The following is a 26828-nucleotide window of genomic DNA, read 5'->3' on the forward strand; positions in this document are numbered from 1 at the left end:
GCCGGATCAGCGGGCCAGCTCTTCCTTCAGGGCCTGGAGGAAGCCGTCCACGTCCTCTTCCTGGGTGTCGTAGCTGCACATCCAGCGGACGTCCCCGGCCGCCTCGTCCCAGAAGTAGAAGCGGTAGCGCTCCTGGAGCCGGCGCGTCACCTCGTGCGGAAGCCGCGCGAAGACGGCGTTCGCCTGCACCGGGTAGAGGATCTCCACCCCGTCGGTCTCGCGCACGCCCGCGGCCAGCCGCTGCGCCATCGCGTTGGCGTGCCGGGCGTTGCGCAGCCACAGGTCCTTGGCGAGCAGGGCCTCCAGCTGCACCGACACGAAGCGCATCTTCGACGCGAGCTGCATCGACATCTTGCGGATGTGCTTCATCTGCCGGACGGCGTCCGGGTTCAGCACGACCACGGCCTCGCCGAACATCATGCCGTTCTTGGTGCCGCCGTAGGACAGCACGTCGATGCCGGCGGTGTTCGTGAACGCGCGCATCGGCACGTCGAGCGAGGCCGCGGCGTTGGCTATCCGGGCACCGTCGAGGTGGACCTTCATGCCCTTGGCGTGCGCGTGCTCGGTGATGGCCTTGATCTCGTCGACCGTGTACACGGTGCCGAGCTCGGTGTTCTGGGTGATCGAGACGACCTGCGGCATCGCGCGGTGCTCGTCCTCCCAGCCCCAGGCCTGCCGGTCGATGAGCTCGGGGGTGAGCTTGCCGTCCGGCGTGGGCACGGTGAGCAGCTTGAGGCCCGCCATCCGCTCGGGCGCGCCGCCCTCGTCGACGTTGATGTGGGCCGACTCGGCGCAGATCACCGCGCCCCAGCGGTCGGTGAGGGCCTGGAGGGCCGTCACGTTCGCACCGGTGCCGTTGAAGACCGGGTAGGCCTGCGCGTACGGACCGAAGTGGCTGCGGAAGATCTTCTGCAGGTACTCGGTGTACTCGTCGTCGCCGTAGGAGACCTGGTGGCCCCCGTTGGCGAGCGCGATGGCCTCCAGGATCTCCGGGTGCACCCCCGCGTAGTTGTCGCTCGCGAAACCGCGTACCGCCGGGTCGTGGTGGCGGTGCGCATCGGTCCTCACGGTTGCGGAGTGAGCCACAGACGCTGTCCGTTCACATCGGTGGCGGGCTGCTCCCAGACGCCGGCGATGGCCTCGGCCAGCTCCTTGACGTCGGTGAAGCCCGCGAACTTCGCACTGGGGCGCTCAGCGCGCATCGCGTCGTGCACCAGTGCCTTGATGACCAGGATCGCAGCCGCGGCGCCGGGGCCCTCCTCGCCCCCCGCCTTGCGGAAGGAGTCGGCGAGCGCCAGCGTCCACGCCTCGGCGGCCGCCTTGCCGGCGTTGTACGCGGCGTTGTTGGCGACCGGCTTGTGCGCGCCGGACTGGCTGATCAGGACGTAACGGCCGCGGTCACTGCGCAGCAGGGCGTCGTGGAAGGCGAGCGAGGTGGTCTGGACGGTGCGGATGAGGAGCTTCTCCAGGAAGGTCCAGTCCGCGAGGTCCGTCTCCGTGAAGGAGCTGCTGCCGCGCCAGCCGCCGACGAGGTGGACGAGCCCGTCGACGCGCCCGAACTCCTTCTCGGTGTGCTCGGCCCACGCCTTGGTGGCGGCCAGGTCGAGCAGGTCGACGGTCTCGCCGACGACGGTGGCGCCGCCGTGGGCGTAGCGGGCCGCGTCCACGGCCTCCGCGAGGCGCGCCGGATCGGCGTCGGAGGCCACCACGGTGGCACCCGCCTCCGCGAGGCGGAGCAGGGCGGCGCGGCCGGCGGGCCCGCCGGCCCCGGCCACCGCCACCACGGCGCCATGAAGCTTCCCGTTGCCGTTCCCGGACCCGTTCATCTGTGCGGCCTCCTGTGGGCGAGAGCTCACGCGGCGGCTCGCTCTGCCTTGTCGACGTTCTCGGTGTTCCCTGCGTTCGGAGCGGTGATGCCCTTCGTGGAGGCGATCACGCCCTTGAGCTTCTTGGCAAGGGCCTCATAGAACATGCTCAGCGGAAACTCGTCCGGAAGCACGTCGTCGACGAGCTTGCGCGGCGGCTGGTTCAGGTCGAGGGCGTCGGGACCCTTGGCCCACTTGGAGCCCGGGTGCGGGGCGAGGTACTCGGAGACCAGTTCGTACGCCTTGAACCAGTGGACCAGCTTCGGGCGGTCGATGCCGGCCCGGTAGAGGTCCTCGATCTCGGCGCACAGCTGGTTGGTGACCTGCGGGGCGCGCATCCAGTCGATCTTCAGCGTGTTGTCCGTCCAGCGCACGACGTCGTGCTTGTGGAGGTACGCGAAGAGCAGCTGGCCGCCGAGGCCGTCGTAGTTGCGGTTGCGGTCGCCGGACACCGGGAAGCGGAACATCCGGTCGAAGAGGACCGCGTACTGCACGTCACGGCCGTGCTCGTTGCCCTCGGACTCCAGCTTCACGGCCTCCTTGAAGGCGGTGAGGTCGCAGCGCAGCTCCTCCAGGCCGTACATCCAGAACGGCTGGCGCTGCTTGATCATGAAGGGGTCGAACGGCAGGTCGCCGTGGCTGTGGGTGCGGTCGTGGACCATGTCCCACAGGACGAAGGCCTTCTCGCAGCGCTCCTGGTCCTCGACCATGCGCGCGATGTCCTCGGGCAGCTCGATGCCCAGGATGTCGACGGCGGCCGCGGTGACCTTGCGGTAGCGGGCGGCTTCGCGGTCGCAGAAGATGCCGCCCCAGGTGAAGCGCTCGGGGGCCTCGCGGACCGCGATGGTCTCCGGGAAGAGCACGGCGGAGTGGGTGTCGTAACCCGGGGTGAAGTCCTCGAAGGTGATGCCGAGGAAGAGCGGGTTGTCGTACCGGGTGCGCTCCAGCTCGGAGAGCCACTCGGGCCACACCATCTTCAGGACGACGGCCTCGAAGTTGCGGTCCGGGTTGCCGTTCTGGGTGTACATCGGGAAGACCACGAGGTGCTGGAGCCCGTCTGCGCGCCCGGCGGCCGGGTGGAAGGCCAGCAGGGAGTCGAGGAAGTCCGGCACCTTGTAGTCGCCCGCGACCCACTTGCGCAGGTCGGCGACGAGGGCCGCGTGGTACTCGGTCGCGTGCGGCAGCAGCGGGGAAAGCGCCTCGACGCCGCCGATGACCCGCTCCACGGCGGCCTCGACGTCGATGCGGGCGGGCGCGCCCTCGGCCTCGAAGTCGATCGAGCCGTCCTTGGCCTGCCAGGGGCGGATCTCCTCCACGGCGGCCTTGAGCTGGGGCCACGCCGGGTGGTCGACCACCCGAGCGGCGGCGGTTATCACGGCACCGCCGGAACCCGGCACAAGAGTTTCCGTCATGTCACTTCCTCCACAGGAGAACCTCACGTCATCACAGCGTATGCAGAGGGGGCTCTTCCGCTCAAGAGGTAACTCGGGAAATTATCCTGTGGTACCCCCCACTCCGCCGGAAGTCTTCCCGTGGTTTGCTGTGGAACTGATCACTCCGCCTAGTCGCCGCACGGCTTGGCGGGCCTGGGGCAGTACGTCGGCCAGCGCGAGGAAACCGTGGAACATCCCGGGTTGGTGGTCGAGCTCCGCCGCCGTACCCGCCGCGCGCAGGGCCCGGACGTACGCGGCCCCCTCGTCCCGCAGCGGATCGCACCCGGCGGTGAGCACGTGGGCGGGCGGGAGCCCGGCCGGGTCGGCGGCCGCCGGCGAGGCCAGCGGATCCGCCGGGTCGCCGCCCGGCCCGAGGTACTGCTCCCAGAACCAGCGCAGGTGGGCGGCGGTCAGGAAGCCCTCCCCGGCCCCCTCGGCGGCGGTCCGGTACGAGGCGGTGTCCTGGGCGGCGTCCAGGCACGGGTAGATCAGCACCTGGAGGGCGAGCGCCGGTCCGCCGCGGTCGCGGGCCAGCAGCGCCGAACCCGCAGCGAGGTTGCCGCCGGCGCTGTCCCCGGCGACGACGAGCGCGGCGGGGTCGCCGCCCAGCTCCGCCACCCGCCCGGCGGCCCAGCGCAGCGCGGCGTACGCGTCGAGGACGGCGGCGGGGAACCGGGACTCCGGGGCGCGCCGGTAGCCGACGGACACGATCACGGCCCCGGAGGCCCGGCACAGCGCCCGCACCGTGCGGTCGTGACTGTCGAGGTCGCACAGCACCCAGCCGCCGCCGTGGCAGAACACGACGGTCGGCCGGGGCCCCGGCCACCGCCCGGGGTCCGGGCGGTAGACGCGGACCGGGACCGGGGGCGCCCCGTCGGGGCCGGGAACCTCGCGGTCCTCGACGGAGCCGACGGCGGGGGGCGGGGCGGCGGACCCCGGCGCGGCCGCGAGGATCCGGCGGGCCTCGGCGGCGTCGGTGACGGCGCCGCCGAGGTCGGGGAAGGCGGCGGCGAGCGCGTCCACGTAGGGCCGGGCGGCGGGATCGAGCCGGGCGGGACCGGGGGCGGGCGTGGCCGGTTCAGGGGCGGCCGGTTCGGGGGCGGGCGCGTCCGTCATCGCGGCGCGGCCTCAGGCGTTCCGGAAGTGCGGGATGACCTTCTCGCCCCACTGCCGCAGGGTCTCCAGACAGGCCTCCTGCGGCACCGTGCCCATCTGGATCAGGCACATGATCTCGTCGGCTCCGGCCGCCGCGAGGCGTTCCACGTAGGCGATGGCCTCGTCCGCGCTCCCGTAGGCGTGGTCGGCGTTGAACGTCGCCGTCGAGGTGGGCCGGACCGGGATGTCCAGCTCGTGCAGCCGGGCCACCACCTGCTCGGCCGCCGCCCGCATCCGCGCCGGCTCGTCCGCCCCGGCGACCACCGCCTCGTCCGGGATGCCGGCGCCGCCGTACCAGTGGCCGATGGACTGGGCGAAGAACCGCTGACCCCGGACGCCGATCCGGCGGGCCTCCCGCGCGTCGTCGAGCACGATGGTCGGGCAGAGCACCGAGAAGTGGTCGTTGACCACGGTGGACACGAACCGGGCGCCGTCCCGCCCGGCGATCGCCGCGTCGTAGACGCCCCGCAACCGCGCGATCGACTCCGGCCCGGCGAACCCCATGACCAGCGCCCCGACGCCCAGTTCGGCGGCCTGCGCCAGCGTCTCGTCCCGGCTGCACGCGAGGAACAGCGGCGGGTGCGGGGTCTGCGCGGGCCTCGGCAGGATCGGGTGCGGGGCGATGTCGATGAGCTCCCCGCGGTACTCCAGCTCCTCCTCCTGCCAGGCCTTCCCGATGATCCGCAGCGCCTCCTCGACCTCGGCGGTGGTGCGGTCCCGGTCCACCCCGCACAGCGAGGTCTCCTGCTCGGTGCCGCCCCGGCCCGCGCCCAGGTCGAGCCGCCCTCCCGAGAGCAGGTCGAGCATCGCGGCCCGCTCGGCGACCCGGACCGGATGGTTGAAGTTGAAGGGCATGCACACCACGCCATGGCCGATGCGTATGGTGTCCGTCCTGGCCGCGACCCAGGTCAGGAAGATCTCCGGAGCGCTCATGTGCGCGTACCACTTCAGCGAGTGGTGCTCGACGGCCCAGATCCGGTCGAATCCCATCTGCTCGGCGAGCACCGCCTGTTCGACGCAGTCGCGGATGACCTGGTGCTCCCGTTCCACCGTCGGGTCGGCCAGCTGCGCTTCGAAGATCACGGAGAACTTCACGATGCCTCCAGGGTTGCGTCCCGTGCCCGGCCTTACTTCGAATAGGAATATGACTAGTAGTCATAAGTCGAAGAAGCAAGACCTGCCACCGACCGCGTGGGCCGTCCTCGGCCTGCTGTCCTTCCCCGGGGAGCGCACCGGGTACGAGCTGAAGAAGTGGGCGGACTCCTCGCTGCGCTTCTTCTACTGGTCACCGGCCGTCAGCCAGATCTACGCCGAGCTGCGCCGCCTGGAGGAACTCGGCTACGCGGCCTCCGCCCGCCCGGGCCCGGAGGAGGCGCGGTCCAAGCGCCGCTACGCCATCACCGCCGCCGGGCGCGAGGCGCTGGCGGGCTGGGCCGCGGACTCGGCGGAGGCCGGGCCGCCGGTCCTCAAGCACGGGCTGCTGCTGCGGATCTGGCTGGGCCACCTGGCCGAGCCGGAGCGGCTGCGCGCGAGGGTGGACGAGCACCTGGAGCACACGCGGGGCGAGCTGGCCGCCGTACGGGAGGCCATGGAGCATGCGCGGGAAGTGCCGCAATGGGCCTTCCCGGCGCTCGCGCTGCGCTGGAGCGAGCGACAGCACCTGGCCGAACTGGAGCTGGCCGAAGCCCTGTTGGCCGACCTGGACGGCCTGGCCACGCCGGCCGCGCCGGACGCGCCACACAGCCCGGGCGCGCCGCTCGGACCGGACGGCCCGGACGGCCCGGACGGCCCGGACGGCCTGTAGGAGCGGGCCGCCCCGGACGCGCGCTGACCGGCGCGGACTCCCCTCGGGACCCTCCGCGGAGCCCCGCTCCGGCGGCGGGCTCGGGCGCTCCGCGCGGCCGCGTCAAGCCGGCGGGGACGCGCCCACGCCCGGGTGACGCGGCCGGGCCGGCGACGCCGTGCCCGCCCCCGCGCGGCCCTGGCGGGAAAGGGCCACCGGCCCGTTCCGGGTCGCCGCACGGGCGGTCTCATCGCGGGCGCGGCGCACTAGCATGCGTCCTCACCGCGCGCGGCCGGTCGGGACACCGCGACCGCGGCGGGGAGCCGCCGTCGACGGAAGCGAGAGAACCTTGACTTTCCTCACCATCGGTCACCGCGGGGTCATGGGTGTCGAACCGGAGAACACCCTCCGGTCGTTCGTCCGCGCGGAACGCTCCGGCATGGACGTCATCGCGCTGGACGTACGGCTCAGCAAGGACGGCGCCCTCGTCGTCCTGCACGACGCCGCCGTGGACCGGACCACCGACGGCGTGGGCGCCGTCGCCGATCTGACCCTGGCCGAGCTGCGCGAGCTGGACGCCGGACTCGGCGAACGCGTGCCGGTCCTCGAAGAGGCCCTGGACGCCGTCCGGTCCCCGCTCCAGGTGACGGTGCGGGACCAGGCGGCCGCCGCCGCGCTCGCGGCGCTGGTGCTGCGCCTCGACCTGACCGCCCGGGTGGAGGTGGCCTCCTTCCACGAGGCGGTGCTCTCCGAGACGGCCCGCCTGGTGCCGGGCGTACGGACCGCCCTGTACGCGGAGCAGAGCGGCGCCGACGCCCCCGAGATCGTCGACCGGGCGCGGGCCGCGCGGGCCGGGACGGTCTCCCTGGACATCGGGCGGCTCACGCTGGAGACCGTCGGGGCGGCGCACGCGGCCGGGCTGCGGGTGACCGGCTGGACGGTGAACACCCTGGAGCAGCTGCGCGTGGCGCGGGCGCTCGAACTCGACGGTGTGACCACGGACTTCCCGGAGATCCGCAGCACGGGCCGGTTCATGGCCTAGGGCAGGCGCCCGGACCGGGCTGCGGACGGGCAGGGCAGCACATCACCCCCGGGGCGTGTCGGTGCCCGCGATGTGGGCACACGGGACGTCATGACTCTGCTGCTGCTCTTCCTGCTGCCGCTCGGCCTGGCCCTCGTCCTCCTCGCGACCGCCGAACCGACCCACCACGGCCGGCACCGCCAGCGCCGGTGACTCCCGTCCCCCGTGATCGGCCGGTCCGGCAACCCCGTTTCCGCTACAGCGGCTTGACCAGCAGCTCGAAGGCCAGGTCGTCGCGGAGCGGGATGCCGAAGCGCGCGTCACCGTAGGGGAAGGGGCTCAGCTCGCCGGTGCGCCGGTAGCCGCGGCGCACGTAGTAGGCGATGAGCTCCTCCCGTACGTTCACCACCGTCATCCGCATCTCCGTGGCCTGCCAGGTCTCGCGGGCGCGCCGCTCCGCCTCGGCCAGGATCTCCTTGCCGAGGCCGGCGCCCTGGAGCCCGGGACGGACGGCGAACATCCCGAAGTAGGCGTGGTCGCCGCGGTGTTCGAGCTGGCAGCAGGCGACGAGTTCGCCCGCGCGCTCGACGACGAGCAGGACGCCGTCGGGGGCGCTGATGACCTGGCGGACCCCGTTCTCGTCGGTGCGCTGCCCGTCCAGGTAGTCCGCCTCGGTGGTCCAGCCGCCGCGGCTGGCCTCGCCCCGGTAGGCGGACTCCACGAGCTTCACCAGCTCGGGCACGTCCGCCTCCACGGCGCTGCGGAAGTTCAGGGCGGCGGGATTGGCGGTGGACATCGGGGGCTCCGATCTGCGCGGTGACATACGCGGCGCGTATGAGTGGCATATGACATGCCCGGTACGGCAAGGAGAGCCTAACCCGGGCCGGCGTGCGGGCCGCCGGACAAGGGCATCTCTTCCGGTGACGCCGACGAACCGGGGGGTTCCGCCGTGCACGGTCCCGCGATGTCCCTGCCCACTTCCGTCTCTTCCTGGCTGCTCGTGCTGCTGTGCGCGGTCAGCGGGGCGTACTGCCTCGGGCGGGTGCGCAGATCGGGCGGCGCGGCGGCCCGGGAGGCCGGCCCCGAGGCCCTGATGGGGTTCGGGATGGCGGTGATGGCCGTCCCCGGCGGGTTCGGCGAGGGCTGGCGGGCGCCCGTGCTCGGGGCGGTCTTCTGCGGCGCCGCGCTGCACGCCGGCTGGCTGCTGCGGGGCGGGATCCACCACGCGCACCATCTGGTGGGCTCGCTGTCCATGGTCTACATGGCGTTCATGCCGGGTTCGGGGCACGGGGCCGGGCTGCCCCTGGTCACCGGCGCCCTCCTCCTCTATTACGCCGGGTACGTGGTGCTGGGCGGGTCCCGGCTGGTCACGGCGGGCGCCGCCGGGGCGGCCGGCGCTCCGTACCCCCTCGCGGGCGACGTTCAAGACGGCCAAGGCGGCCAGGACGCCCAGGACGGCCACGACGGAGGTCCCGCCGAGGTGATCCGGGCCTGCCGACTCGCCATGGGGACAGGGATGTTGGCGATGCTGCTGGCCATGTGACCGCCCGCCGGGAGGCAAACGTGTGCTGCGTCACCAAACCCCGCAAGCGATACCCGTGCGCGGGCACCCCCTCATAGGCTGACCGCCATGATGGTCTCCGCCGCTCTCCTGATGCTCGGCGCACTGACCGCGGTGCTCGCCCCCCGCCTCCTGGCCCGGGCCGAGTGGCCCGAGCGCGAACCCGTGGTCGCGCTGTGGGCGTGGCAGTGCGTGGTGGGCGCGGTGCTCCTGTGCTTCGCGCTGTCGATGCTGCTGAGCGCCGCGGCGGCCTGGTTCGCGGTGCGGGGCCCGCTCTTCGCCGCCGCCCCGCACGGGGTGGTGCACGCGTACGGGCTGGGCGGTCCGCAGGAGGGCGGTCCGTGGGCCGCGGTCACCGCGCTCGCGCTGGCGGGCGGCGCACTGTGGACCGGGGCGATGCTGACCCGCGAGGTGATCCGGGCCCGGGCGCGGACGCGCGCCCAGGGAGCCGAACTGCGGTTCCGGGCGCCGCTGCTGCCCGGGGAGGAACCGGACGGCGCGCGGCTCGTCGTACTGGAGGGGCCGCGGCCGGACGCGTGGTGGCAGCCGGGTGCGAGGCCGCAGCTGGTGGTCACGACGGCGGCCCTGGACCGGCTCAAGGGCAGCCAGCTGGACGCCGTACTGGCGCACGAGCAGGGGCACGTCGCGGCGCGGCACGACTGGCTGCTGCACTGCTCGCGGGCGCTGGCGGGCGGCTTCCCGCAGGTGCCGGTGTTCGCGGCGTTCGAGGCGGAGATGTACCGGCTGGTCGAACTGGCCGCCGACGACGTGGCCTCGCGGCGCTTCGGCCGGCTGACGACCGCGCTGGCGCTGGTCGGGCTGAACGAGGACCGGGGCGTCTTCGGGACCTCCCCCGCTCCGCAGGCGCACGTGTCGCAGCGGGTGCGCCGGCTGCTGTCGGCCGCGCCCCGGCTGTCGGCGGGTCGGCGGCTGCGGCTGACGGCGCTGGCCACGCTGGTCCCGGCGGTACCGCTGATGGTGGCGTTCGTGCCCGGCCTGAGCGCGCTGGCGTAGGGCCGGCGGGCCGGCGCTGCGAGGATCCCCGGATGCGGAGCGATCGCCTGCGGTGGACCGGGGTCGGCTGCGCGCTGCTCGCGGCGGCCCTGACCCTCCTGGTGGCGGCCCGCTGGGGCCCGGTCGTCTCGTACGACGAGCAGCTCGCGCGGTGTCTGCACGCGAGCGCCGTTTCCCGCCCCGGGGTCACTGCCGCGACGCGGGCGCTCAGCGACTGGGCCTGGGATCCCTGGACCATGCGCGGCCTCGCCGCCCTGGCCTGCTGCCTGCTGTGGCGGCGGGGCGAGCGCGGGCGGGCCCTGCGGATCGGGGTCGCCACCGCCGTGGCCGCGGCGGTGCAGCGGGGGCTGAAGGAGCTGGTGGGCCGGGAGCGTCCGGTGTGGCCGGATCCGGTGGACTCGGCGCAGTACGCCGCCTACCCCTCCGGCCACGCGATGACGGCGACGGTGGTGTGCGGGCTGCTGCTGTGGCTGCTGCCCCGCTCCGCACCCGGGACGGCCGGGAACCGGCTTGCGCGGACGGCGTGGGCGCTCGCGGCGGTCTCGGTGGCGGGGGTCGGATTCACCCGGCTGTACCTGGGTGTCCACTGGCTTTCGGATGTCGTCGGCGGCTGGCTCCTGGGCGTGGCCCTGGTCGCGCTCGTGATCCGTTTCCCCGGTCCCGGACGCCCGGCGCGCTCGGCGAGCGGATGCGTCCCGGTCGGCGCCGACCGACGCTGAGGGCATGCGCCACACGCCGATCGTCGTACACCGGATCTCCGCCTCGGGCGGCCGCCAGGTCACGTTTCGCCAGGTCGGGCGGGATGTGGTGCTGGGCGTGGCGCACAACGACGCGGATGTGATCGAGTTCCTGCGCCGGGCGGAGGTCCCGGACCCCGACGAGGTCGTGCTGGGCGAGGAGTCGGACCTGATCGCGTGGGAGGGCGACGAGCCGCACGCGTACGAGCCGACGCCCCCCGATCTCGACGTCCCCTGAGGCCTCGAACACGACCGCTCGCGAGCCGGCGTGCACCTGCCGTGGGGCGATCCCCCGCGTCGCCCCACAGCAGGCAAATCCGTGCGCTGAGTATATTGGCCGAGAGCCAGTCAACGCAGGAGTAAGCATGTCCCCGCGCAGCGCATCGGTCAATGAAGAATTGCGGAGACGTTCAAGGGAGCGGCTGCTCCACGCCACGGTCGAGCTCGTGGGCGAACGCGGCTACGAGGCGACCACGCTCGGCGACATCGCCGACCGGGCGGGCACGGCCCGCGGCCTGATTTCGTACTACTTTCCGGGCAAACGGCACCTGCTCCAGTCCGCCGTGCACCGGCTGATGCACCTCACCCTGGAAGCGGCGCTGGAGCGGGAGCCGCGTACGGAGGACGGCCGCGAGCGGCTCGCCCGTGCCGTCGACGCGATACTCGGTCTGGCCCGGGACCGGCCGCGGCTGATGCGGACCCACATGGCGGGCATCCTCCAGGCCGAGGGGTTCGTACGGTGCTCGGAGCAGCAGCGCCTGGCGGAACTGCTGCGGGAGACGGTGGTGCGCTACGGCTCGCCGGACCCGGACACCGACTACCCGCTGCTGCGCGCGCTGCTGATGGGCGCGGTGGTGGCGGTGCTGCTGCCGGGGGCGCCGATGCCGATGGCGCGGCTGCGGGCCGAGCTGTTCCAGCGGTACGGGCTGGACTGGGAGCTGGGAGTCCCGCCGGACGGGGGGCCGCCCGGCGGAACCTTTCCCTCACCGCGTCAGTGATGCCTCGCTGACGCGGTCACGGCGACCGCGTCAGCGGTAGTCGCGGTAGTCGGGCTGGCTCTGCACGTTGAGCCGGTCCATCCACACCCGCTTGGCGCTCTCGGTGCGCCAGTCGTCGAGCCTCAGCACGTCGAGGCCCTTGACGATGTCGTTCGAGTAGATGTGCCCGTTGTAGTAGTAGGCCGACCAGGAACCGCCGAGTCCGAGGACGTCGGTGGTCAGCGGGCCGCGCTCGAAGTAGCCGATCTCCTTCGGCTTGTCGGAGTCGGTGAAGTCCCAGACCGAGACGCCGCCCTGGTACCAGGCCTGGACCATGATGTCGCGGCCGCCGCCGACGGGGATCAGCGAGCCGTTGTGGGCCACGCAGTTCTCGGTGTCGGCCTGGTGGCGCGGGATCTTGAAGTAGCTGCGGAAGACGAGCTTGCGGTGGTCGCCGCGGCCGGTGATGTCGTAGATGCCGTCGGCGCCCCGGTTCGGTCCGGTGGCCTCGTTGCAGGTGGCACCGCCACCGCCGCCGAGCTCGTCGGTGAAGACGACCTTGTTCGCGCGCTCGTTGAAGGTGGCCGAGTGCCAGAACGAGAAGTTCACGTTGTCCTGGACCCGGTCGATGACCCTCGGCTGCTCGGGCTCGCTGATGTCGAAGAGGATGCCGTCGCCCATGCAGGCGCCGGCGGCCAGGTCCTTGGACGGCAGCACGGTGATGTCGTGGCAGCCGGTGGTCTTGGAGACGCCCGGGTTGACCGGCCCGCCCGGGTTGCCGCCGTCGGGGAAGAGGACCGGGAAGGCGACGACCGCGGCCTGCGTCGGGGCCTTCTTCGGGACCTTCACGACCGAGATGCCGTCGTGCGGGGGCTGGCAGTCGGGGAAGGCCTCGCTCGGGGAGTACGAGGAGACGTAGAGGTAGATGTCGCGGTTGCCCGGCACCAGCGTGTGGGTGTGGGAACCGCAGGCGGTCTCGACGGACTTGATGTACTTGGGGTTCTTCTTGTCCTTGATGTCGAAGATCTTGATGCCCTCCCACGAGGACTTCTCCGTGGCGGGCTGCGAGACGCTGTTGCAGGAGTCGTCGCTGCGGGAGGAGTCGGTGGAGAGGAAGAGCAGGTCCCCGGAGACGGAGATGTCGTTCTGGCCGCCGGGGCAGAGCACCCGGCTCACCGTCTTCGGTGCCTTCGGGTCGTCTATGTCGTAGATCGTGAAGCCGTCGTAGCTGCCCGCGTAGGCGTACCGGCCCTGGAAGGCCAGGTCGGAGTTGATGCCGTCGGGGTTGGCGCTGGGGATGTTGGCCAGGGGCTTGATGTTCCGGCTGTGGACGATCTCGTCCTTGCCGGGGATCTCGCCGGGACCGATGTCCCGGCCCTGGGCGATGCCGGAGCCGAGTCCCGGCGGGGAGCCGGCTCCGGGGGTTAAGTCGCCCGGGTCGGGGGTGGCGGCCGCGGGTCCTGCCGCCAGGAGCGTGGCGAGGAGTCCGGCCGCCGCGACGGCCACCCCCAGACTCCTGTTCCGCACTCTGGTGGTGTGCAACGAGGTCACTGTGCCCTCCCATGGGAGTCCGATCGGTTCCGTTCTTGGTGGGACCGGAACCAGGACCCCGGCAGTATCTTCCTTTCCATGGACATGGCAAAAGGGTTACTTCGCGGATTAGCCGGAGCGGCCGTGGTCTCGGCGACCCTGCTCGCGCTCGCCGGATGCCAGGACGACGACGGGAAGACCGGGGCGAACGGGGCCAAAGACGGCCGGAATCCGGTGATCGCACCCGGCAAGCCGGGCGAGCGGGCCCGTACGCTCTCGCCCGAACAAGCCGCGCGGGAACGGCCCGATGACACCCCCAACGCGGCCGACCAGACCTACGTACGGGGCATGATCGAGCACCACCGCCAGGCCCTCACCATGAGCGCGCTCGCGCCGGACCGGGCGTCGGCGGAGGCCGTCAAGGGGCTCGCGGAGCGGATCGCGGCCGCGCAGAAGCCCGAGATCGGGGCGATGGAGAGATGGCTGGCGCGCTACCCGGCGCCGGGCGGGGCGGGCGGGTCCGGCAGTACCGGGGGCTCCGGCGGTACCGGGGGCACGGGCGGGCACGACCACGGCGCGATGCCGGGCATGGCCACCGAGCAGCAGCTCAAGGAGCTCGCCGATGCCAGGGGGACCGACTTCGACCGGCTCTTCCTCAAGCTGATGACCGCCCACCACGAGGGCGCCCTGAAGATGGCCGGCCAGGCCCTGGCCGGCGGGAACAACGTGGCGGTCGAGGAGATGGCGACCGAGGTGGTGGCCACCCAGACCGCGGAGATCCACCGGATGCGCGCGCTGGGCTGACGCCCCCGGGCGCCGGTGGCATGCTGGGAGCACCTGCGGGAGGAGCTCCGCCGTGCTTCGTGTCGCCGTCGTCGGTTCGGGCCCCAGCGGGGTCTATGCCGCGCAGACCCTGACGCAGCAGCGCGAGGTGCCGGGGGTGCGGGTCGACGTACTGGACCGGCTGCCGGCACCGTACGGGCTCGTGCGGTACGGGGTGGCCCCCGACCACGAGAAGATCAAGTCGCTCCAGGGCAGCCTGCGCACGGTCCTGGAGGACGAGCGGATCCGCTTCCTCGGCAACGTCGAGGTCGGCGGGGAACTCCTGCCCACCGCGCGGCTGCTGGAGCTCTACCACGCGGTGGTGTACTGCGTCGGGGCGGCGCGGGACCGGCTGCTCGGGATCCCCGGCGAGGACCGGGCCGGGGTCCACTCCGCGACGGCGTTCGTGTCCTGGTACAGCGGCCACCCGGACACGGACCCCGGCGCCTTCGACCTGACCGGGGTGCGTTCGGCGGTCGTGATCGGGGCGGGGAACGTCGCGGTGGACGTGACGCGGATGCTCGCGCGGGGCGCGGCGGAACTCGCCCCCACCGACATGCCGCAGGCGGCGCTGGGGGCGCTGGGCGCCAGCGGGGTGCGCGAGCTGCACATGGTGGCGCGCAGGGGGCCCTCCCAGGGCAAGTTCACCACCAAGGAGCTGCGCGAGCTGGGCACGCTGCCGGGCGTCGGCATCCGCGTGGAGGAGACGGAACTGGCCCTGGACCCGGCGTACGCGGACCCGGGCGCGGCCCTGCCCGCCGTGAACCGGCGCAATGTGGAGGCCCTGCGGGGCTGGGCCGCGAGCCCGCCGGCCGAGGCCGACCGGCGCATCCGTCTGCGGTTCTTCCTGCGCCCGGTGGAGGTGCTGGGCGGCCCGGACGGCGGGGTCAGCGGGGTGCGCTTCGAGCGGACGGCTCCGGACGAGCGGGGCGCGGTGACGGGCACGGGCGGGTACGAGGACATCCCGGCGGAGCTGGTGCTGCGCTCGGTGGGCTACCAGGGCGTGCCGCTGCCCGGCCTGCCGTTCGACCCGGTGACGGCGACGGTCCCGCACGCGGCGGGCCGGGTGCTGCGCGAGGGCCGCGCCTCGGTCGGCGAGTACGTGGCGGGCTGGATCAAACGCGGCCCGACCGGGGTGATCGGCACCAACCGCCCGTGCGCGAAGGAGACGGCGTCCTCGCTGCTCCAGGACGCGGGCGTACTGGCCCGCCGCGACCTGCCCGAGGACCCGCTGCCCGCCCTGCGCGCGGCGGGCCTGCACCCGGTGGAATGGCCGGGCTGGCTGGCGATCGAGTCGGCCGAGGCCGCCCTGGGCCGCTCCCTGGGCCGCCGCTCGGTCAAGATCCCCGACTGGCCGGGCCTCCTCACCGCCGCCCACCCCACCCCGCCCTGACCGCCGTCACGCGCGTTGGGCAGTCGGTGGGTGGCTTGCCAGTTGGGGTCGTTACCGGGTCAGCCACATGGGCCGCCACACCGCTCTCATGAGCCGAAGCACATCCCTCAGTGGAATGCCGAGAGGCCGGGCTCAGGGAGAGCGCGGCCTCTCGGGTGGTGACGTGGCGCCTACCAGTAGGTACGCGTGATCTTGTCAGGCAGTCGCCCCTGCCGCTCCCCTTCCTGGAAGATCGCTGATGCCGCGATCAGGAAAGCACGGCGGAGTTTCGGGTCCGGGTCGGGATTTTCCACATTCCCGACGTTTTTATCGAGGAGCATGTCGCCGATGGCGATTCCCTCCAGCGTGCAGGGGCGAGCGATCGACCCCTCAGGGTCGATCATGATGTTCCCGGTGACACCTTCTGCGGTTTCCCAGGCGTAGACGGATCCCGCTCCGAGAGAAAGGACCTTCCTACACGTCAGTGATGCTGTCACAGGGATTTCCACCAGTTCGCTCGCGCCAGGGATTTGATCACCGGAATCCTATACCGTCCGCCGCGGGCGCATGCTCGTCCCAGGTGTGGCCGGCGTCCAGGGTCGCCTGATGGGCGCGGCGATAGTTCTGGTCGCCGTGCTGACGCATCCAGTTCGACTCGTACAGTTCATGCGCGAGCAGATCGAAATCACTGGGATGCGGATTTCCGTTCTGGAGGCGTTCCCAGGCCCTGGCGATACGCGGATTGGCGTCGAATCGCAGCATTCCCGCGTCGAGCTGATGCGATTCGATGTACAGGTGGTTGTAGATCTGATTGATGTCGGCCGCGGAATAGCCGTGCGACGCCGCGGTCTGCGCCACCCGGTCGAGCTGGGCGTCCGCGCGGATCGCGTCATAGGCGTGGTCCGCCCATTCCAGCTCGAAGTCCATCTCGCTGCGCGGCCGCCGGAAGGATGAACCGCCGGACTGCAGCTCCCGCTCCGTGGCCATCGCGGTCCGCCGCCACCCGGTCAGCCCGCCGACTCCGGTGAGAACCAACTGCTGGGCCAGTTCGTCGGCGGTCTCCGCGTACAGATCGGCGAGCGCGTCGCAGCCCTGCTGCCGGAGCATGTACTCGGCACGGTAGAGCCGGTAGGCGGGGCGGACGGGGAGGTACTTGTCGACGAACGCGCCCGCGCCGCCGTTCTCACCGGTGAACGCGTCCTCCAAGTCCCCGAGGAACACGAAGGGTGACTTGGCGACGTCGACGAAGGCGTCGCCGAAGATACCGAGGGCTTCGCCGAGGCTGTCGACCCGGTCGTTGTTCGGGTCGTCGGGGGTCAGACCGCTGGGGTCGGTGAGCACGCTGGGCACGTTGTCGGCGTAGGCGTATGCGGAGACGTGCGGCGTCGACAGGTCCCGGGCGGCCGGATCGGACCGCGTGAAGCGACCGGTGGCGGTGTCGTACTGGCGGGCGTGCAGGTCGAGATGGCCGGTGGTGGTCTCGTAGCGGGCGCCGGTGTACGACGGAGTGCTCGCGGGCGCGCCGCTGGTGGTGGTGTTCAGGACGCGGGTGCCGAACGAGTCGTAGGCCCAGCGCTGGTGGAGGGTGCCGGTGCTGCCCGTGACGTCGACCGGGGAGCCCTGGGTGTCGTGGTGGTAGTAGAAAAGCGCCCCGGCGCCGGTCTTGGTGGCGGTGGGCTGGCCGAGCGGGTCGTAGCGGTAGGACTGCTTCACCGCCCAGGCGCTGTCGTACTCGGTGGCCAGGATCGGTAGCGGCGCGTTGGGGTCCCACTGGGTGCGGTTGGTGACCGCGCCGTCCTTGAGGGTAGTGACCTGGTTGCCGCTGGCGTCGTGGTCGTAGCTGTAGTTGCTGCCGCCGACGGTGGCTGCGGAGATCTGTCCGGCCAGGTCGTAGGTGTAGGTGTCGGCGCCGGCCTCGGTCCGGTTGCCCTCGGCGTCGTGGGCGTAGGCGGTGGTCGTGGTGCCGGTGGTGGTCGAGGTGAGCTGGTCGGCCGCGTCGTAGGCGTAGCTGGTCGAGGCGGTGCCCAGGGTGGAGGTCAGCCGGTTGCCGACCTTGTCGTAGGTGTAGGACGTGGTGCGGCCGGCGGCGCAGCCGGTGACCCAGGGCTGCGGCGCGCAGCCGGAGGTGAGCCGGTTGGCCGCGTCATAGGTGAGGTCGTAGCCGCCGGTGCCGACGCCGGCCCGGGTGACGTCGACGCGCGAGGGCAGACCCGCCGCGGACAGTGTCAGCGCCGTCTTCGTGACCGTAGCGCCCGCCTTGGTGGCGGTCACCGCGGTGACCCGGCCCGCCCGGTCGTATGTGCGTTCCTCGGTCTCGGTGTTGGGTAGGGCCGACGTGCGCAGGTTGCCCGCCGGGTCCCAGGTGTACGTGGTGGTCTTGCCGTCGGCCGCCATCGTCCCGGTGCGGCCGTCGGCGTCGTACGTGTACGTGATCGTGTTGCCGTCGGAGTACTTGCGGGTGAGCATCTGCCCGGCGGCGTCATAGGTGTAGGCGAAGCCACGCGTCTTGGTGAGATTGCCGACCGCGTCGTAGACGAAGTCCTCGGAGATCTTGGAGTTCGCGCGGGCCGTCAACTGCCCGGCGTCGTCGTAGCCGAAGGTCGCGTCGGGGGTGGCGTCCGAGTAGTCGATCTTGGTGAGCAGACCGCGCGGGTCGTACGTGTGCGTGGTGGTGCCACGGGGCGTGGCTTTCCCGGTGACGTTGCCCTCGGCGTCGTACGCGTAGGTCGTCTTCCGTCCCAGCGGGTCCGTGACCGAAGTGAGGCGGTGTACCGCGTCGTAGCCGTATGCGGTGACGTGGCCGTTGGCGTCGGTGCGCTCGGTGAGGTTGCCGAGCTTGTCGTGACGGTAGGCGGTGACCGCGCCGTCGGGGGCGGTGACCTTGGTCAGCTGGTCCAGGTCGTCGTAGCCGTAGGAGGTGGTGCGCCCATCAGCGTCCTTGCGTCCGACGACCTTGCCGAGGGCGTCGTAGGCGGTGGTGGTCACGCCGCCGAGCGGGTCGGTGACCTTGGTGGGGTTGCCCGCCGGGTCGTAGCCATACGTTGTCGTGTACTGGGCGGGGTCGGCGCCGGTGCCGTTGCCGCGCGGATCGACCGCGGTGGCTCGGCGGCCGTCGCCGTCGTAGGTCCAGCTCGACTTGTGACCGAGCGGGGAGGTACGGCTGAGCAGGTTGCCGTCGGTGTCGTAGGCGTAGGTCGTGGTCTTGCTCAGTTGGTCGGTGCTGCTGCTGAGGCGGCTGTTCTTGTCGTAGACGGCGGTGGTCGTCTTGCCCGCGGCGTCGGTGGTCTTGGTGACGTTGTTGTTGGCGTCGTAGGTGTAGCCGGTGGAGTGGCCCAGCGGGTCGGTGGCCACGAGCGGCCGGTTGATCGCGTCGTAGGTCGTCTTCGTTTTCGCGCCGGTGGGACCGGTGGTCTCGGTGAGGTTGCCGGCCGCGTCGTACACGTAGGACGTGGTGTAGGCGGCCGGGTTGGCGCCTGAGACGTTACCGCGCGGCGAGACGCTGCTGAGCAGCCGTCCGACCTTGTCGTACATGTAGGTGGTTCGGCCGTCGGCCGCATCGGTCTCGGAAGCGAGCCGTCCGCTCGCGTCGTATGTGCGGGTGAGGGACTTGCCCGCCTGGTCGGTGGTCCGGGTCAGGTTCCCCGCGTCGTCGTAGCCGAGCGTGGCGGTGTCGCCCGCAGGATTGCGCACCGATGTCAGCTGCTCGGCGCCGTTGTACTCGTAGGTCGTCGTACGGCCCAGGGCGTCCGTGGCCGAGCTCAGCAGACCACGGCCGTCGTAGGTGTACTTCGTGGTGTACGCGGCCGGGTCGGCACCGGAGACGTTCCCGCGCGGGTCCGTCCTGGTCAGGACGCGGCCCGCCTTGTCGTACGTGAACGTCGCCTTCTCGCCCAGCGGCGTGGTGACCGACGTCCGGTTGCCAGCGGCGTCGTACCCGTATGTGGTGACCTTGCCGCGCGGGCTCGTCATGGTCTCCAGCGAGCCGAGCGCGGTGTACGTGTAGACGGTCTTGCCACCCGTCGGGTCCGTCGCCGACGTCAGCCGGTTCGCGGTGTACGCGTACGTCGTCTTGTTGCCGCGGCCGTCGGTGTGGCTGGTGAGGTTGCCCGCGGTGTCATAGCCCCAGCTCTCCTTGTAGCCGAGCGCGGCCGGTGCGGTGCGGGTGAGCATCCGGCCCGCGGTGTCGTACGTCATGGCCGTGGTGTTGCCGCGCTGGTCGGTGATGGCGGCGGGGCGCAGTTGACGGTCGTAGTCGTAGGTGATGCTCTTGCCATACGGGTCGATCGTCTTCATCAGGACGTTGCTGGCGTAGACGTCGGTCCATACGCCGCCGTCGGGCGCGGTGGTGTGCGACTCGCTCTTGCCGTCCCAGGTGAACGTGGTGGTCTTGCCGTTCTGGTCGGTCTGGGACTTGATGCGACCCGTGCTGTCGTAGGCGTTGCTGACCTTGCCGGCCGCCGGGTCGGTGTAGGACGACAGCCGCTTGTTCGTGTCGTACGTATACGAGGACGTCCTGCCGGCCGGGTCGGCGACCGAGGTCAGCAGACCGTCGGTGTAGCCGTACGAGACCGACGTGCCGTCCGGCAGGCTCACCTTGGACAGGAGTCCGTCGGCACCGGGTGTGACGGAAGTGGTGCGGCCGGCGGCGTCCTTGACGGAGGCGAGCTTGCCGGACGCGTACGTCAGGCTCAGGCCCTTGCCCGCGGCGCCGACCACAGAGGTCAGCAGACCTGCGCTGTCGAAGGTCCGCACGGTGTGGTCCGGCGTGGTGACCGTGTACGTATTCGTCCCCTTGACCAGCTTGGCCGTCGTGCCCGCCGGGGCGGTGTATGTGCCGTCGCTCGCCTGCGTGAACACGAACGACGCCCCGTCTCCCGTCCGGTACGTCGCCTTCCCCGTCGCAAGGGTCAGCCGCGCGTCGAACGGCGTCGCCCAGCCGCGCCCCAGCAGACCGGTGGCGGTCGAGTCCGACCGATAGGTGCGCTCCAGGGTCAGCGGTACACCGGGGCCCGTCAGAGCGGCGTCGGTGAGTTGCTCGTAGAACATGCCGGTCGCCGTGTTGACCGGGTCGGCGCGGTGGGCCTGGGCGTAGCAGGTGCAGATGCCTGCCGCCGCGCCGGGGATGCCGGGCGTGTAGAACGCCTCCACCAGCGGCGAGGTGGTGCCACCCGGGCTTGAGCCGTCGGCGTTGTTCAGGAAGACCCAGGCGTGGTACTTCTTGCCGTCCGCCAGGATTCCGCCCAGTTCACTGCCAGCCCACCAGAAGCACTGGTCGGTGGGGTATGAATTGCTCGACCACCAGTCGTAGCACCAGGCACCGGTGTCCGGGGTGTCCCCGCTGGGGTCGTCGGTGGACTTCTTGATCTCCTGCTGGACGACGGGGGAGCCCGCCTCGTCCATGACGTACAGCCACATCCCGGTGTACATCGATCCCCGCTGCGGCAGCTTCACCTGTCCGCCGATGGACAGCATGCCGGGGTACGCGGTCGCCCAGGCCGACACCGAAACCGGGTTCCCCGGCGCGGCGGCGAGGCGCTGCGCGGCCGCGCCCGTCTCGACGGCGGGGCCACGCTTGATGCGCTCCGTGTCCGGCCGACCGTGAGGCGTGCCCTTGGCTTTCAGCTCCGGCGCGTTCATGTAGCCCCGCATGGGCGACAGTTCGTGCCGGTCCTTCGCGACCTGTTTGCGGCGCTCGGCCAGCGTCATCGCCCTGGGTGGATCGGGCAGGTCCTTGGCCGTGCGGGCCTTGACCTGGGCGACGCCCGCTGCGGCGCCGCCCGGCCGGTCCCGGGGAGCAGCCCAGGACGGGGCGGCAGCCGGTATCGCAAGGAGCATGAAGGCCAGGAAGGCCGTGCCGAGTCTTCGCGCTTGTGTGCGCATGATGGATCACCTGTGAGGCAGCAGTGAGTAGAGACCCGGTGATGTTGATCCGCAAAGCGTCCGTGGTAAAGCGCTGTACGGAATGCGGCTGGATTGCTGCGGCAAGGCTGAAGTGATGAGAGGGGAAGCGCCTGGTCACGAGGGTGGGCGGGGGCAGTCAGGTGATCAAAGTTGGCGTGGACGCGACCATGCGAGCGGACCGGTGCACGTGAACGCACCATTGCCGGTGGAGGACTGGGCAGAGGCAGCCTGGGTCGCGAGGCCGCCCCTGTGGGCCCGCTCCGTGGACTTCATGGGCGGCGCGGGGTCCCCGGAGCCGACGCCCTGAACCAGCGCGCTGCCGAGCTGCTGCGGGCCCGAGCGTGAACGGCGACCGTAACGCCGCGGCGGCCCGTGCGATGGCGCACGGTGAGGCGCATGACCCGGCTGGGCCGGCCGCCGGTGATCTGGCACGCCGAGTCGGCCGGAGGATACGGCGGCGCCTCGGACACCGTCGGCCGGGGCGCGGGCTATTCGGACAGGCGGGTGGCTTCGGCTTCGGCGGCGGTCAGGATGCTGGTCAGGAGGCCCGGGAAGAGGGCTTCCAGGTCTTGGCGGCGCAGGGTGTTCATTTTGGCCGTGCCCCGGTAGGTCTGGCGCAGGACGCCGCTCTCGCGCAGGACGCGGAAGTGGTGCGTGGTGGTCGACTTCGTCACGGGGAGCACGAAGTGCGAGCACGCCAGCTCCGCCTCCGAGGCCGCCAGGTCCCGGACGATGGACAGCCGCATCGGGTCGGAGAGGGCGTGCAGCACTGCGTCCAGCCGGATCCGGGCGAGCTCCGGGTGGGGAAGGGTGCGGGCCGTGTCACGTTCCGTCATGTCCCTGCTCCACTCGTTCGCTTCACCGGCTCCCATCGTACGAGAGCCCTGGCTACCAGGACCGGTGGTACGGGCTCGGCTGCCGGACCTCCCCGCCCAGCTCGGCGGCCGCCCGCCGAGCCCAGTACGGGTCGCGGAGCAGCTCGCGGCCCAGCAGGACCGCGTCCGCCTCGCCGTCGGCCAGGATCTTCTCGGCCTGCTCCGGGTCGGTGATCAGGCCGACGGCGGCCACCGGCAGGCCGGTCTCCGCCTTGACGCGGGCCGCGAAGGGCACCTGATAGCCGGGGCCGACGGGGATCCGCACGCCCGGGGCGAGGCCGCCGGTGGAGACGTCGAGCAGGTCCACGCCGTGTTCCAGGAGCAGCCCGGCGAGCCGGACGGTCTCGTCGGCGGTCCAGCCGGCCTCTTCCAGCCAGTCGGTGGCGGAGATCCGGAAGAACAGCGGGAGTTCCTGCGGCCACACCGCCCGTACGGCGTCGACGACTTCGAGGGCGAAGCGGGTGCGGTTCTCGAAGGAGCCGCCGTACGCGTCGGTGCGCTTGTTGCTGTGCGGGGAGAGGAACTCCCCGATGAGGTAGCCGTGGGCGCCGTGGATCTCCACGACCTCGTAGCCGGCGTCCAGCGCCCGGCGCGCGGCTTCCGCGAACTGCCCGGTCACCTCGTGAATCTGATCGATCGTCAGCTCGTGCGGAACCGGGTCGCCCTCCGCGAAGGGGAGCGGGCTCGGCGCGCTCGGGAGCCAGCCGTGCGCCTCGGGGCCGACGACGCCACCGCCCTTCCAGGTCCGGTCGGTGGATCCCTTGCGGCCGGAGTGTCCGAGCTGGATCCCCGCGACGGCGCCCTGCGCCTTGACGAAGGAGGTGATCCGGCGCAGCGCCTCGACCTGGGTGTCGTTCCAGATGCCGAGGTCGTACGGGGAGATCCGGCCCTCCGGGGAGACGGCGGTGGCCTCCTGGATGATCAGCCCGGTGCCACCGACGGCGCGGGCGGCGTAGTGCGCGAAGTGCCACTCGTGGGCGACGCCCGCGTTCGGGCCGAAGGCCTCGGCGCTGTACTGGCACATCGGGGCCATCCAGACCCGGTTCGGGATGGTCACCGAACGCAGGGCGTACGGGGCGAACAGGGCGGCGGAGGCAGCGGGGGCGGCGGGAGCCGCGGGGGCCACGGCGGCCGCGGGGGCTACGGGGGCAGCACTCATCAGGGGTCTCCAGATGTCACCGGACGCGCGCCGGGAATCGGCGGCTCAGTACGAGAGCCACCGTACTACGAGTTTCCTCGTACTACGAGACCTCTCGTACAAACGCGTCCAGCTCGGCCCGCAGCGCCCCGGCCAGCGCGGCCAGGTCCGGCACGGCGGCCGCGTCCGCGACCAGCCCGTAGTGGACGGTGCCCTTGTACGTGGAGACCGCGATGGCCAGGGACTGCCCCCGGGCCAGCGGCGCGAGCGGGTAGACCTCGCGCACCGTGCTGCCGCCGAGGGTGAAGGTCAGGCCGGGCAGCGGGACGCTGGTGACGAGGATGTCGTAGAGCAGCCGGGCGGCCTGCGCGACGAGCGGACCGCCGAGGCGGTGCCCGAGCGGATGGACGTGGTCGGCGAGCAGGGCGACGGCCCCGGCGCCGCGGGCGGGCCCGGCCTCCTTGTTGCGGTCCATGCCGGCCCGTACGGCGTACAGCCGGCGCAGCGGGTCGCCCTCGGCGAGCGGGAGCCGGAGCAGGTAGCCGGAGAGCCGGTTGCCGGCGCCGGGGGCGGCTCCGGGTCTGCGGCGGGAGACCGGTATCAGCGCGCGCGGCCCCGCACCGCGGGGCAGGGGGTCGCCGCGCTCGGCGAGCCAGCGCCGCAGGGCGCCCGCGACCAGGGCGATCAGGACGTCGTTGACGGTGCCGCCGGCGGCCTTGCGGATCAGGTTGACCTCGTCGAGGTCGAGGGCGAGGCCCGCGACGCTACGGCTGCCCGCGCCGGCCCCGGGCCCGGGCTCGGCGGCGACGAGCGCGTCCGGGACCCCGAGGGGCAGCCCGGCGCGGGCCACGGCGGCGCCGATCTCCAGGGCCTGGCCGAGGTCGTGGACGCGGGAGGCGAACACCCCGGGCAGCCGGCGCAGGGCGGCGCCGGGGCCGCGGGGGGCGGGCACCGGGCGCGCGGGGCCCCGTACGGCGGGGCCCGGCGCGAAGGGGGGCTGCCGGTCGAAGAGGCCGGCGGCGAGGGCCAGGGCGCCGAGGCCGTCGGCGAGGGCGTGGTGGAACTTGAACAGCACCGCGAAGGAGTCCGGGCCGGGACCGGCCAGCACGTGCGCCTCCCAGGGCGGCCGGGTCCGGTCCAGCGGCCGCGCCATCAGCGGCCCGGCTGCCGCCCGCGGATCGACCGCACCCGCGCCCGCGGCTCCGGCGCCGGTCCCGGCGGCGCCGCCCCCGGTATGCGCGCCCGCGGCAGCGGCGTCGGTCAGGAAGACGTGCCGGGCCGGGTCGAAGTCCGGGTCGGGGGACCAGGCGGCCGCGCCGACGGGGAGCAGGACGTCGTGGATGCGGCGCCGCAGGCCCGGCAGGCCGGCGCAGCGCTCGGCGAGCAGCGCGGCGGCCCGGGCGGCCGCGTCCGGTCCGTCGGCGCTGAGGACGGCGAGGGCGCCGAGGTGCATGGGGTGCGCGGCGGATTCGATCCGCCAGAAGGCGAGGTCGAGCGGGGACAGGTGCTCGGGGGACACGGAGTGCCTCTCGCGTGCGGCGGCAGAGGCCGGAAGTCAATCCTTTTCGGCCTCCTACGAGCAAGTAACCCGGGCGGAGTCGACACGTGGTCGACCCTTTCGGACCTCCCACGATCGTTCCTCGCCCACGCAGCGGGCGGCTTCCGGGCCGCTGTCGGCGGGGCGGTGCAGACTGGCTGAAAGCTGCCGTGAAGGACAACGCCGTCCGGAGGTGCCGGTCATGACCGAGGTGCTCCTGCTCGCGGGAACCCGCAAAGGGCTTTTCATCGGCCGCCGCGAGGGCGGCGGTCCGTGGAAGTTCGACGGGCCCCATTTCAACGCCCAGGCCGTCTCCGCGGTCGCGATCGACACCCGGGGGCCGGCGCCCCGGCTCCTGGTCGGCGGGGACAGCGCCCACTGGGGGCCCTCCGTCTTCAGCTCGGACGACCTCGGGGCGACCTGGCGGGAGCCCGCCGCGCCGGCCGTGCGGTTCCCGAAGGACACCGGGGCCTCGCTGGAGCGGGTCTGGCAGCTGCACCCGGCCGGCCCGGAGGCCCCGGACGTGGTCTACGCGGGGACGGAGCCGGCCGCGCTGTTCCGCTCGACGGACCGGGGCGAGTCCTTCGAGCTGGTCCGGCCGCTGTGGGAGCACCCGACCCGTGGGGGCTGGGTGCCGGGCGGTGGCGGTGAGGGCCTGCACACCGTGATCACCCAGCCCGGCGACCCCGACGCGGTGACGGTGGCGGTGTCCACCGCCGGGGTGTTCCGGACCCGGGACGGCGGGGCAAGCTGGGCTCCGTCCAACCACGGGGTCTCGGCGGTGTTCCTGCCGGATCCGGATCCCGAGTTCGGCCAGTGCGTGCACAAGATCGCCCAGGACGCCGGGGACGGCGGGCGGCTGTACCTCCAGAACCACTGGGGCGTCTACCGCAGCGACGACGCGGGCGGCGAGTGGACCGACATCGGTGCCGGCCTGCCCTCCGACTTCGGCTTCGCCGTGGCCGCGCACCCGCACCGGCCGGACACCGCGTACGTGTTCCCGCTCAACGCAGACTCCGACCGGGTCCCGGCCGGGCACCGCTGCCGGGTCTTCCGCACCCGGGACGCGGGTGCCAGCTGGGAGCCGCTGTCGCGGGGCCTGCCGGCCGGGGACCACTACGGCACGGTGCTGCGGGACGCCCTGTGCACGGACGACGCGGACCCGGCGGGGATCTACTTCGGCAACCGCAACGGCGAGCTGTACGCGAGCGAGGACGACGGGGACAGCTGGCGGCTGCTGGCGGAGCACCTGCCGGACGTGCTGTGCGTCCGGGCCGCGGTACTGCCCGCGGGGATCGGCCAGTAGAGTGACTCACCGTGGCAGCACGACCGTTGAACGAGATCGTCGAGCCGGGCTGGGCCCGTGCTCTTGAGCCGGTGGCGGGGCAGATCGCCGCCATGGGCGACTTCCTGCGCGCCGAGATCGCGGCGGGGAGAACCTACGTACCGGCCGGGGCGAACGTCCTGCGCGCCTTCCAGCAGCCCTTCGACGAGGTGCGGGTGCTGATCGTCGGGCAGGACCCGTACCCCACACCGGGGCACGCGATGGGCCTGTCCTTCTCGGTGGCGCCCGAGGTCAGTCCGTGGCCGCCGAGCCTGGACAACATCTTCCGCGAGCTGCACGCCGATCTCGGCACGGGCCGCCCGGCGAACGGCGACCTGACCCCGTGGACCCGGCAGGGCGTGCTCCTGCTGAACCGCTCGCTCACCACGGCCCCGCGCAAGCCCAACGCCCATCGCGGCAAGGGCTGGGAGGCCGTCACCGAGCAGGCGATCCGGGCGCTGGCCGCGCGCGGGAAACCGCTGGTGTCGGTGCTGTGGGGCCGGGAGGCCCGCAATCTGCGGCCATTGCTGGGCGAGTTGCCCGCGGTGGAGTCCGTCCACCCCTCCCCCATGTCCGCGGACAACGGCTTCTTCGGGTCGCGGCCCTTCAGCAAGGTCAATGACCTGCTGGTACGTCAGGGAGCTCAGCCGGTCGACTGGCGTCTGCCGAACACCCTCTGAACGATCAAGTTGAACCGTGTACGACATTCTTCGGATAAATACGGACAGATGCCGCCGGAGGTGGCCCTGCCCGAACACCCGGTTCCGATAAACCAGTAGCATG

23 protein-coding genes are annotated in these 26828 nt (G+C 72.3%); 11 read left to right on the plus strand and 12 right to left on the minus strand.

Going from position 1 to position 26828, the window contains the following annotated elements:
- Window positions 1–6 precede the first annotated feature (6 nt).
- The 5 genes from IE248_RS28370 to IE248_RS28390 form a co-directional block, all read right to left on the minus strand.
- On the minus strand, window positions 7–1068 hold the full coding sequence (locus tag IE248_RS28370) for a threonine aldolase family protein (RefSeq protein WP_008743788.1): 1062 nt from the start codon (window positions 1066–1068) through the stop codon (window positions 7–9).
- On the minus strand, window positions 1065–1826 hold the full coding sequence (locus IE248_RS28375; protein ID WP_100583145.1) for an SDR family NAD(P)-dependent oxidoreductase: 762 nt from the start codon (window positions 1824–1826) through the stop codon (window positions 1065–1067). The genes IE248_RS28370 and IE248_RS28375 overlap by 4 nt, the downstream gene beginning before the upstream one ends.
- 26 nt (window positions 1827–1852) lie before the next feature.
- Entirely contained in the window at window positions 1853–3277 is a 1425-nt protein-coding gene (locus IE248_RS28380; RefSeq protein ID WP_073796221.1) for a DUF6421 family protein, read from the minus strand.
- 81 nt (window positions 3278–3358) lie between these two features.
- Entirely contained in the window at window positions 3359–4414 is a 1056-nt protein-coding gene (locus IE248_RS28385) for an alpha/beta hydrolase (RefSeq protein ID WP_190032079.1), read from the minus strand.
- Between the two features lie 12 nt (window positions 4415–4426).
- On the minus strand, window positions 4427–5548 hold the full coding sequence (locus IE248_RS28390) for an LLM class flavin-dependent oxidoreductase (RefSeq protein WP_124289901.1): 1122 nt from the start codon (window positions 5546–5548) through the stop codon (window positions 4427–4429).
- Between the two features lie 49 nt (window positions 5549–5597).
- Between IE248_RS28390 and IE248_RS28395 the strand changes: the two genes are divergently transcribed.
- A complete protein-coding gene (locus IE248_RS28395; protein ID WP_190032080.1) occupies window positions 5598–6257 on the plus strand; it encodes a PadR family transcriptional regulator in 660 nt (219 codons plus the stop codon).
- Between the two features lie 328 nt (window positions 6258–6585).
- The gene (locus tag IE248_RS28400) at window positions 6586–7278 is read left to right on the plus strand and encodes a glycerophosphodiester phosphodiesterase (RefSeq protein ID WP_190032081.1); all 693 of its coding nucleotides are present in this window, start codon (window positions 6586–6588) and stop codon (window positions 7276–7278) included.
- A gap of 235 nt (window positions 7279–7513) precedes the next feature.
- Here IE248_RS28400 and IE248_RS28405 read toward each other — a convergent pair whose 3' ends face one another.
- Entirely contained in the window at window positions 7514–8053 is a 540-nt protein-coding gene (locus tag IE248_RS28405; protein WP_008743781.1) for a GNAT family N-acetyltransferase, read from the minus strand.
- 168 nt (window positions 8054–8221) lie between these two features.
- Here IE248_RS28405 and IE248_RS28410 point away from each other — a divergent pair, with 168 nt between their 5' ends.
- From IE248_RS28410 to IE248_RS28430, 5 genes are all read left to right on the plus strand, one after another.
- Window positions 8222–8800 (plus strand): DUF5134 domain-containing protein, encoded by a 579-nt coding sequence (locus tag IE248_RS28410; RefSeq protein WP_190032082.1) that lies wholly within the window; start codon window positions 8222–8224, stop codon window positions 8798–8800.
- Between the two features lie 87 nt (window positions 8801–8887).
- Window positions 8888–9832 (plus strand): M56 family metallopeptidase, encoded by a 945-nt coding sequence (locus IE248_RS28415; protein WP_100583151.1) that lies wholly within the window; start codon window positions 8888–8890, stop codon window positions 9830–9832.
- A 32-nt stretch (window positions 9833–9864) separates the two neighbouring features.
- Window positions 9865–10551 (plus strand): phosphatase PAP2 family protein, encoded by a 687-nt coding sequence (locus tag IE248_RS28420; protein ID WP_229895577.1) that lies wholly within the window; start codon window positions 9865–9867, stop codon window positions 10549–10551.
- 4 nt (window positions 10552–10555) lie between these two features.
- Window positions 10556–10807 (plus strand): hypothetical protein, encoded by a 252-nt coding sequence (locus IE248_RS28425; RefSeq protein ID WP_190032083.1) that lies wholly within the window; start codon window positions 10556–10558, stop codon window positions 10805–10807.
- A 127-nt stretch (window positions 10808–10934) separates the two neighbouring features.
- On the plus strand, window positions 10935–11567 hold the full coding sequence (locus tag IE248_RS28430; RefSeq protein WP_008743776.1) for a TetR/AcrR family transcriptional regulator: 633 nt from the start codon (window positions 10935–10937) through the stop codon (window positions 11565–11567).
- A 30-nt stretch (window positions 11568–11597) separates the two neighbouring features.
- On the opposite strand, the gene IE248_RS28435 is transcribed toward IE248_RS28430, so the two are convergent.
- The gene (locus tag IE248_RS28435) at window positions 11598–13097 is read right to left on the minus strand and encodes an LVIVD repeat-containing protein (protein ID WP_008743775.1); all 1500 of its coding nucleotides are present in this window, start codon (window positions 13095–13097) and stop codon (window positions 11598–11600) included.
- 123 nt (window positions 13098–13220) lie between these two features.
- On the opposite strand from IE248_RS28435, the gene IE248_RS28440 reads away from it, so the two are divergent.
- Both IE248_RS28440 and IE248_RS28445 read left to right on the plus strand, forming a co-directional pair.
- Window positions 13221–13880: a DUF305 domain-containing protein gene (locus tag IE248_RS28440; protein WP_229895578.1), complete on the plus strand. Its 660-nt coding sequence runs from the start codon at window positions 13221–13223 to the stop codon at window positions 13878–13880.
- Window positions 13881–13932: 52 nt separating this feature from the next.
- Complete coding sequence (locus IE248_RS28445) at window positions 13933–15291, plus strand: FAD-dependent oxidoreductase (RefSeq protein WP_190032084.1); 1359 nt, start codon at window positions 13933–13935, stop codon at window positions 15289–15291.
- A gap of 170 nt (window positions 15292–15461) precedes the next feature.
- On the opposite strand, the gene IE248_RS28450 is transcribed toward IE248_RS28445, so the two are convergent.
- From IE248_RS28450 to IE248_RS28470, 5 genes are all read right to left on the minus strand, one after another.
- On the minus strand, window positions 15462–15674 hold the full coding sequence (locus IE248_RS28450) for a hypothetical protein (RefSeq protein WP_100583154.1): 213 nt from the start codon (window positions 15672–15674) through the stop codon (window positions 15462–15464).
- A 130-nt stretch (window positions 15675–15804) separates the two neighbouring features.
- Window positions 15805–20976 carry a DUF6531 domain-containing protein gene (locus IE248_RS28455; protein ID WP_190032141.1) on the minus strand — a complete coding sequence of 1724 codons (5172 nt, stop codon included), beginning with the start codon at window positions 20974–20976 and terminating at the stop codon, window positions 15805–15807.
- Between the two features lie 683 nt (window positions 20977–21659).
- Complete coding sequence (locus tag IE248_RS28460) at window positions 21660–22007, minus strand: ArsR/SmtB family transcription factor (RefSeq protein ID WP_190032085.1); 348 nt, start codon at window positions 22005–22007, stop codon at window positions 21660–21662.
- Window positions 22008–22059: 52 nt separating this feature from the next.
- On the minus strand, window positions 22060–23205 hold the full coding sequence (locus IE248_RS28465; RefSeq protein ID WP_190032086.1) for an NADH:flavin oxidoreductase/NADH oxidase: 1146 nt from the start codon (window positions 23203–23205) through the stop codon (window positions 22060–22062).
- 82 nt (window positions 23206–23287) lie between these two features.
- Window positions 23288–24703, minus strand: coding sequence for a wax ester/triacylglycerol synthase domain-containing protein (locus IE248_RS28470; RefSeq protein ID WP_190032087.1), 1416 nt, complete (start codon window positions 24701–24703; stop codon window positions 23288–23290).
- Between the two features lie 220 nt (window positions 24704–24923).
- On the opposite strand from IE248_RS28470, the gene IE248_RS28475 reads away from it, so the two are divergent.
- Together IE248_RS28475 and IE248_RS28480 are read left to right on the plus strand one after the other, a co-directional pair.
- Window positions 24924–26027: a WD40/YVTN/BNR-like repeat-containing protein gene (locus tag IE248_RS28475; RefSeq protein ID WP_190032088.1), complete on the plus strand. Its 1104-nt coding sequence runs from the start codon at window positions 24924–24926 to the stop codon at window positions 26025–26027.
- An 11-nt stretch (window positions 26028–26038) separates the two neighbouring features.
- Window positions 26039–26725 (plus strand): uracil-DNA glycosylase, encoded by a 687-nt coding sequence (locus tag IE248_RS28480; RefSeq protein ID WP_073796233.1) that lies wholly within the window; start codon window positions 26039–26041, stop codon window positions 26723–26725.
- Window positions 26726–26828 lie beyond the last annotated feature (103 nt).

The sequence above is a fragment of the Streptomyces goshikiensis genome, assembly GCF_014650555.1.
GTDB lineage: Bacteria > Actinomycetota > Actinomycetes > Streptomycetales > Streptomycetaceae > Streptomyces > Streptomyces goshikiensis.

Bases quoted from the DNA above. Each gene is read 5' to 3' on its own strand.
- IE248_RS28385 (WP_190032079.1), bottom strand. From the start codon at position 4,414: ATGACGGACGCGCCCGCCCCCGAACCGGCCGCCCCTGAACCGGCCACG.
- IE248_RS28420 (WP_229895577.1), top strand. From the start codon at position 9,865: ATGCGGAGCGATCGCCTGCGGTGGACCGGGGTCGGCTGCGCGCTGCTC.
- IE248_RS28405 (WP_008743781.1), bottom strand. From the start codon at position 8,053: ATGTCCACCGCCAATCCCGCCGCCCTGAACTTCCGCAGCGCCGTGGAG.
- IE248_RS28475 (WP_190032088.1), top strand. From the start codon at position 24,924: ATGACCGAGGTGCTCCTGCTCGCGGGAACCCGCAAAGGGCTTTTCATC.
- IE248_RS28455 (WP_190032141.1), bottom strand. From the start codon at position 20,976: ATGACGCTGGCCGAGCGCCGCAAACAGGTCGCGAAGGACCGGCACGAA.
- IE248_RS28410 (WP_190032082.1), top strand. From the start codon at position 8,222: ATGTCCCTGCCCACTTCCGTCTCTTCCTGGCTGCTCGTGCTGCTGTGC.
- IE248_RS28450 (WP_100583154.1), bottom strand. From the start codon at position 15,674: ATGATCGACCCTGAGGGGTCGATCGCTCGCCCCTGCACGCTGGAGGGA.
- IE248_RS28375 (WP_100583145.1), bottom strand. From the start codon at position 1,826: ATGAACGGGTCCGGGAACGGCAACGGGAAGCTTCATGGCGCCGTGGTG.
- IE248_RS28430 (WP_008743776.1), top strand. From the start codon at position 10,935: ATGTCCCCGCGCAGCGCATCGGTCAATGAAGAATTGCGGAGACGTTCA.
- IE248_RS28465 (WP_190032086.1), bottom strand. From the start codon at position 23,205: ATGAGTGCTGCCCCCGTAGCCCCCGCGGCCGCCGTGGCCCCCGCGGCT.
- IE248_RS28415 (WP_100583151.1), top strand. From the start codon at position 8,888: ATGATGGTCTCCGCCGCTCTCCTGATGCTCGGCGCACTGACCGCGGTG.
- IE248_RS28380 (WP_073796221.1), bottom strand. From the start codon at position 3,277: ATGACGGAAACTCTTGTGCCGGGTTCCGGCGGTGCCGTGATAACCGCC.
- IE248_RS28460 (WP_190032085.1), bottom strand. From the start codon at position 22,007: ATGACGGAACGTGACACGGCCCGCACCCTTCCCCACCCGGAGCTCGCC.
- IE248_RS28395 (WP_190032080.1), top strand. From the start codon at position 5,598: ATGACTAGTAGTCATAAGTCGAAGAAGCAAGACCTGCCACCGACCGCG.
- IE248_RS28425 (WP_190032083.1), top strand. From the start codon at position 10,556: ATGCGCCACACGCCGATCGTCGTACACCGGATCTCCGCCTCGGGCGGC.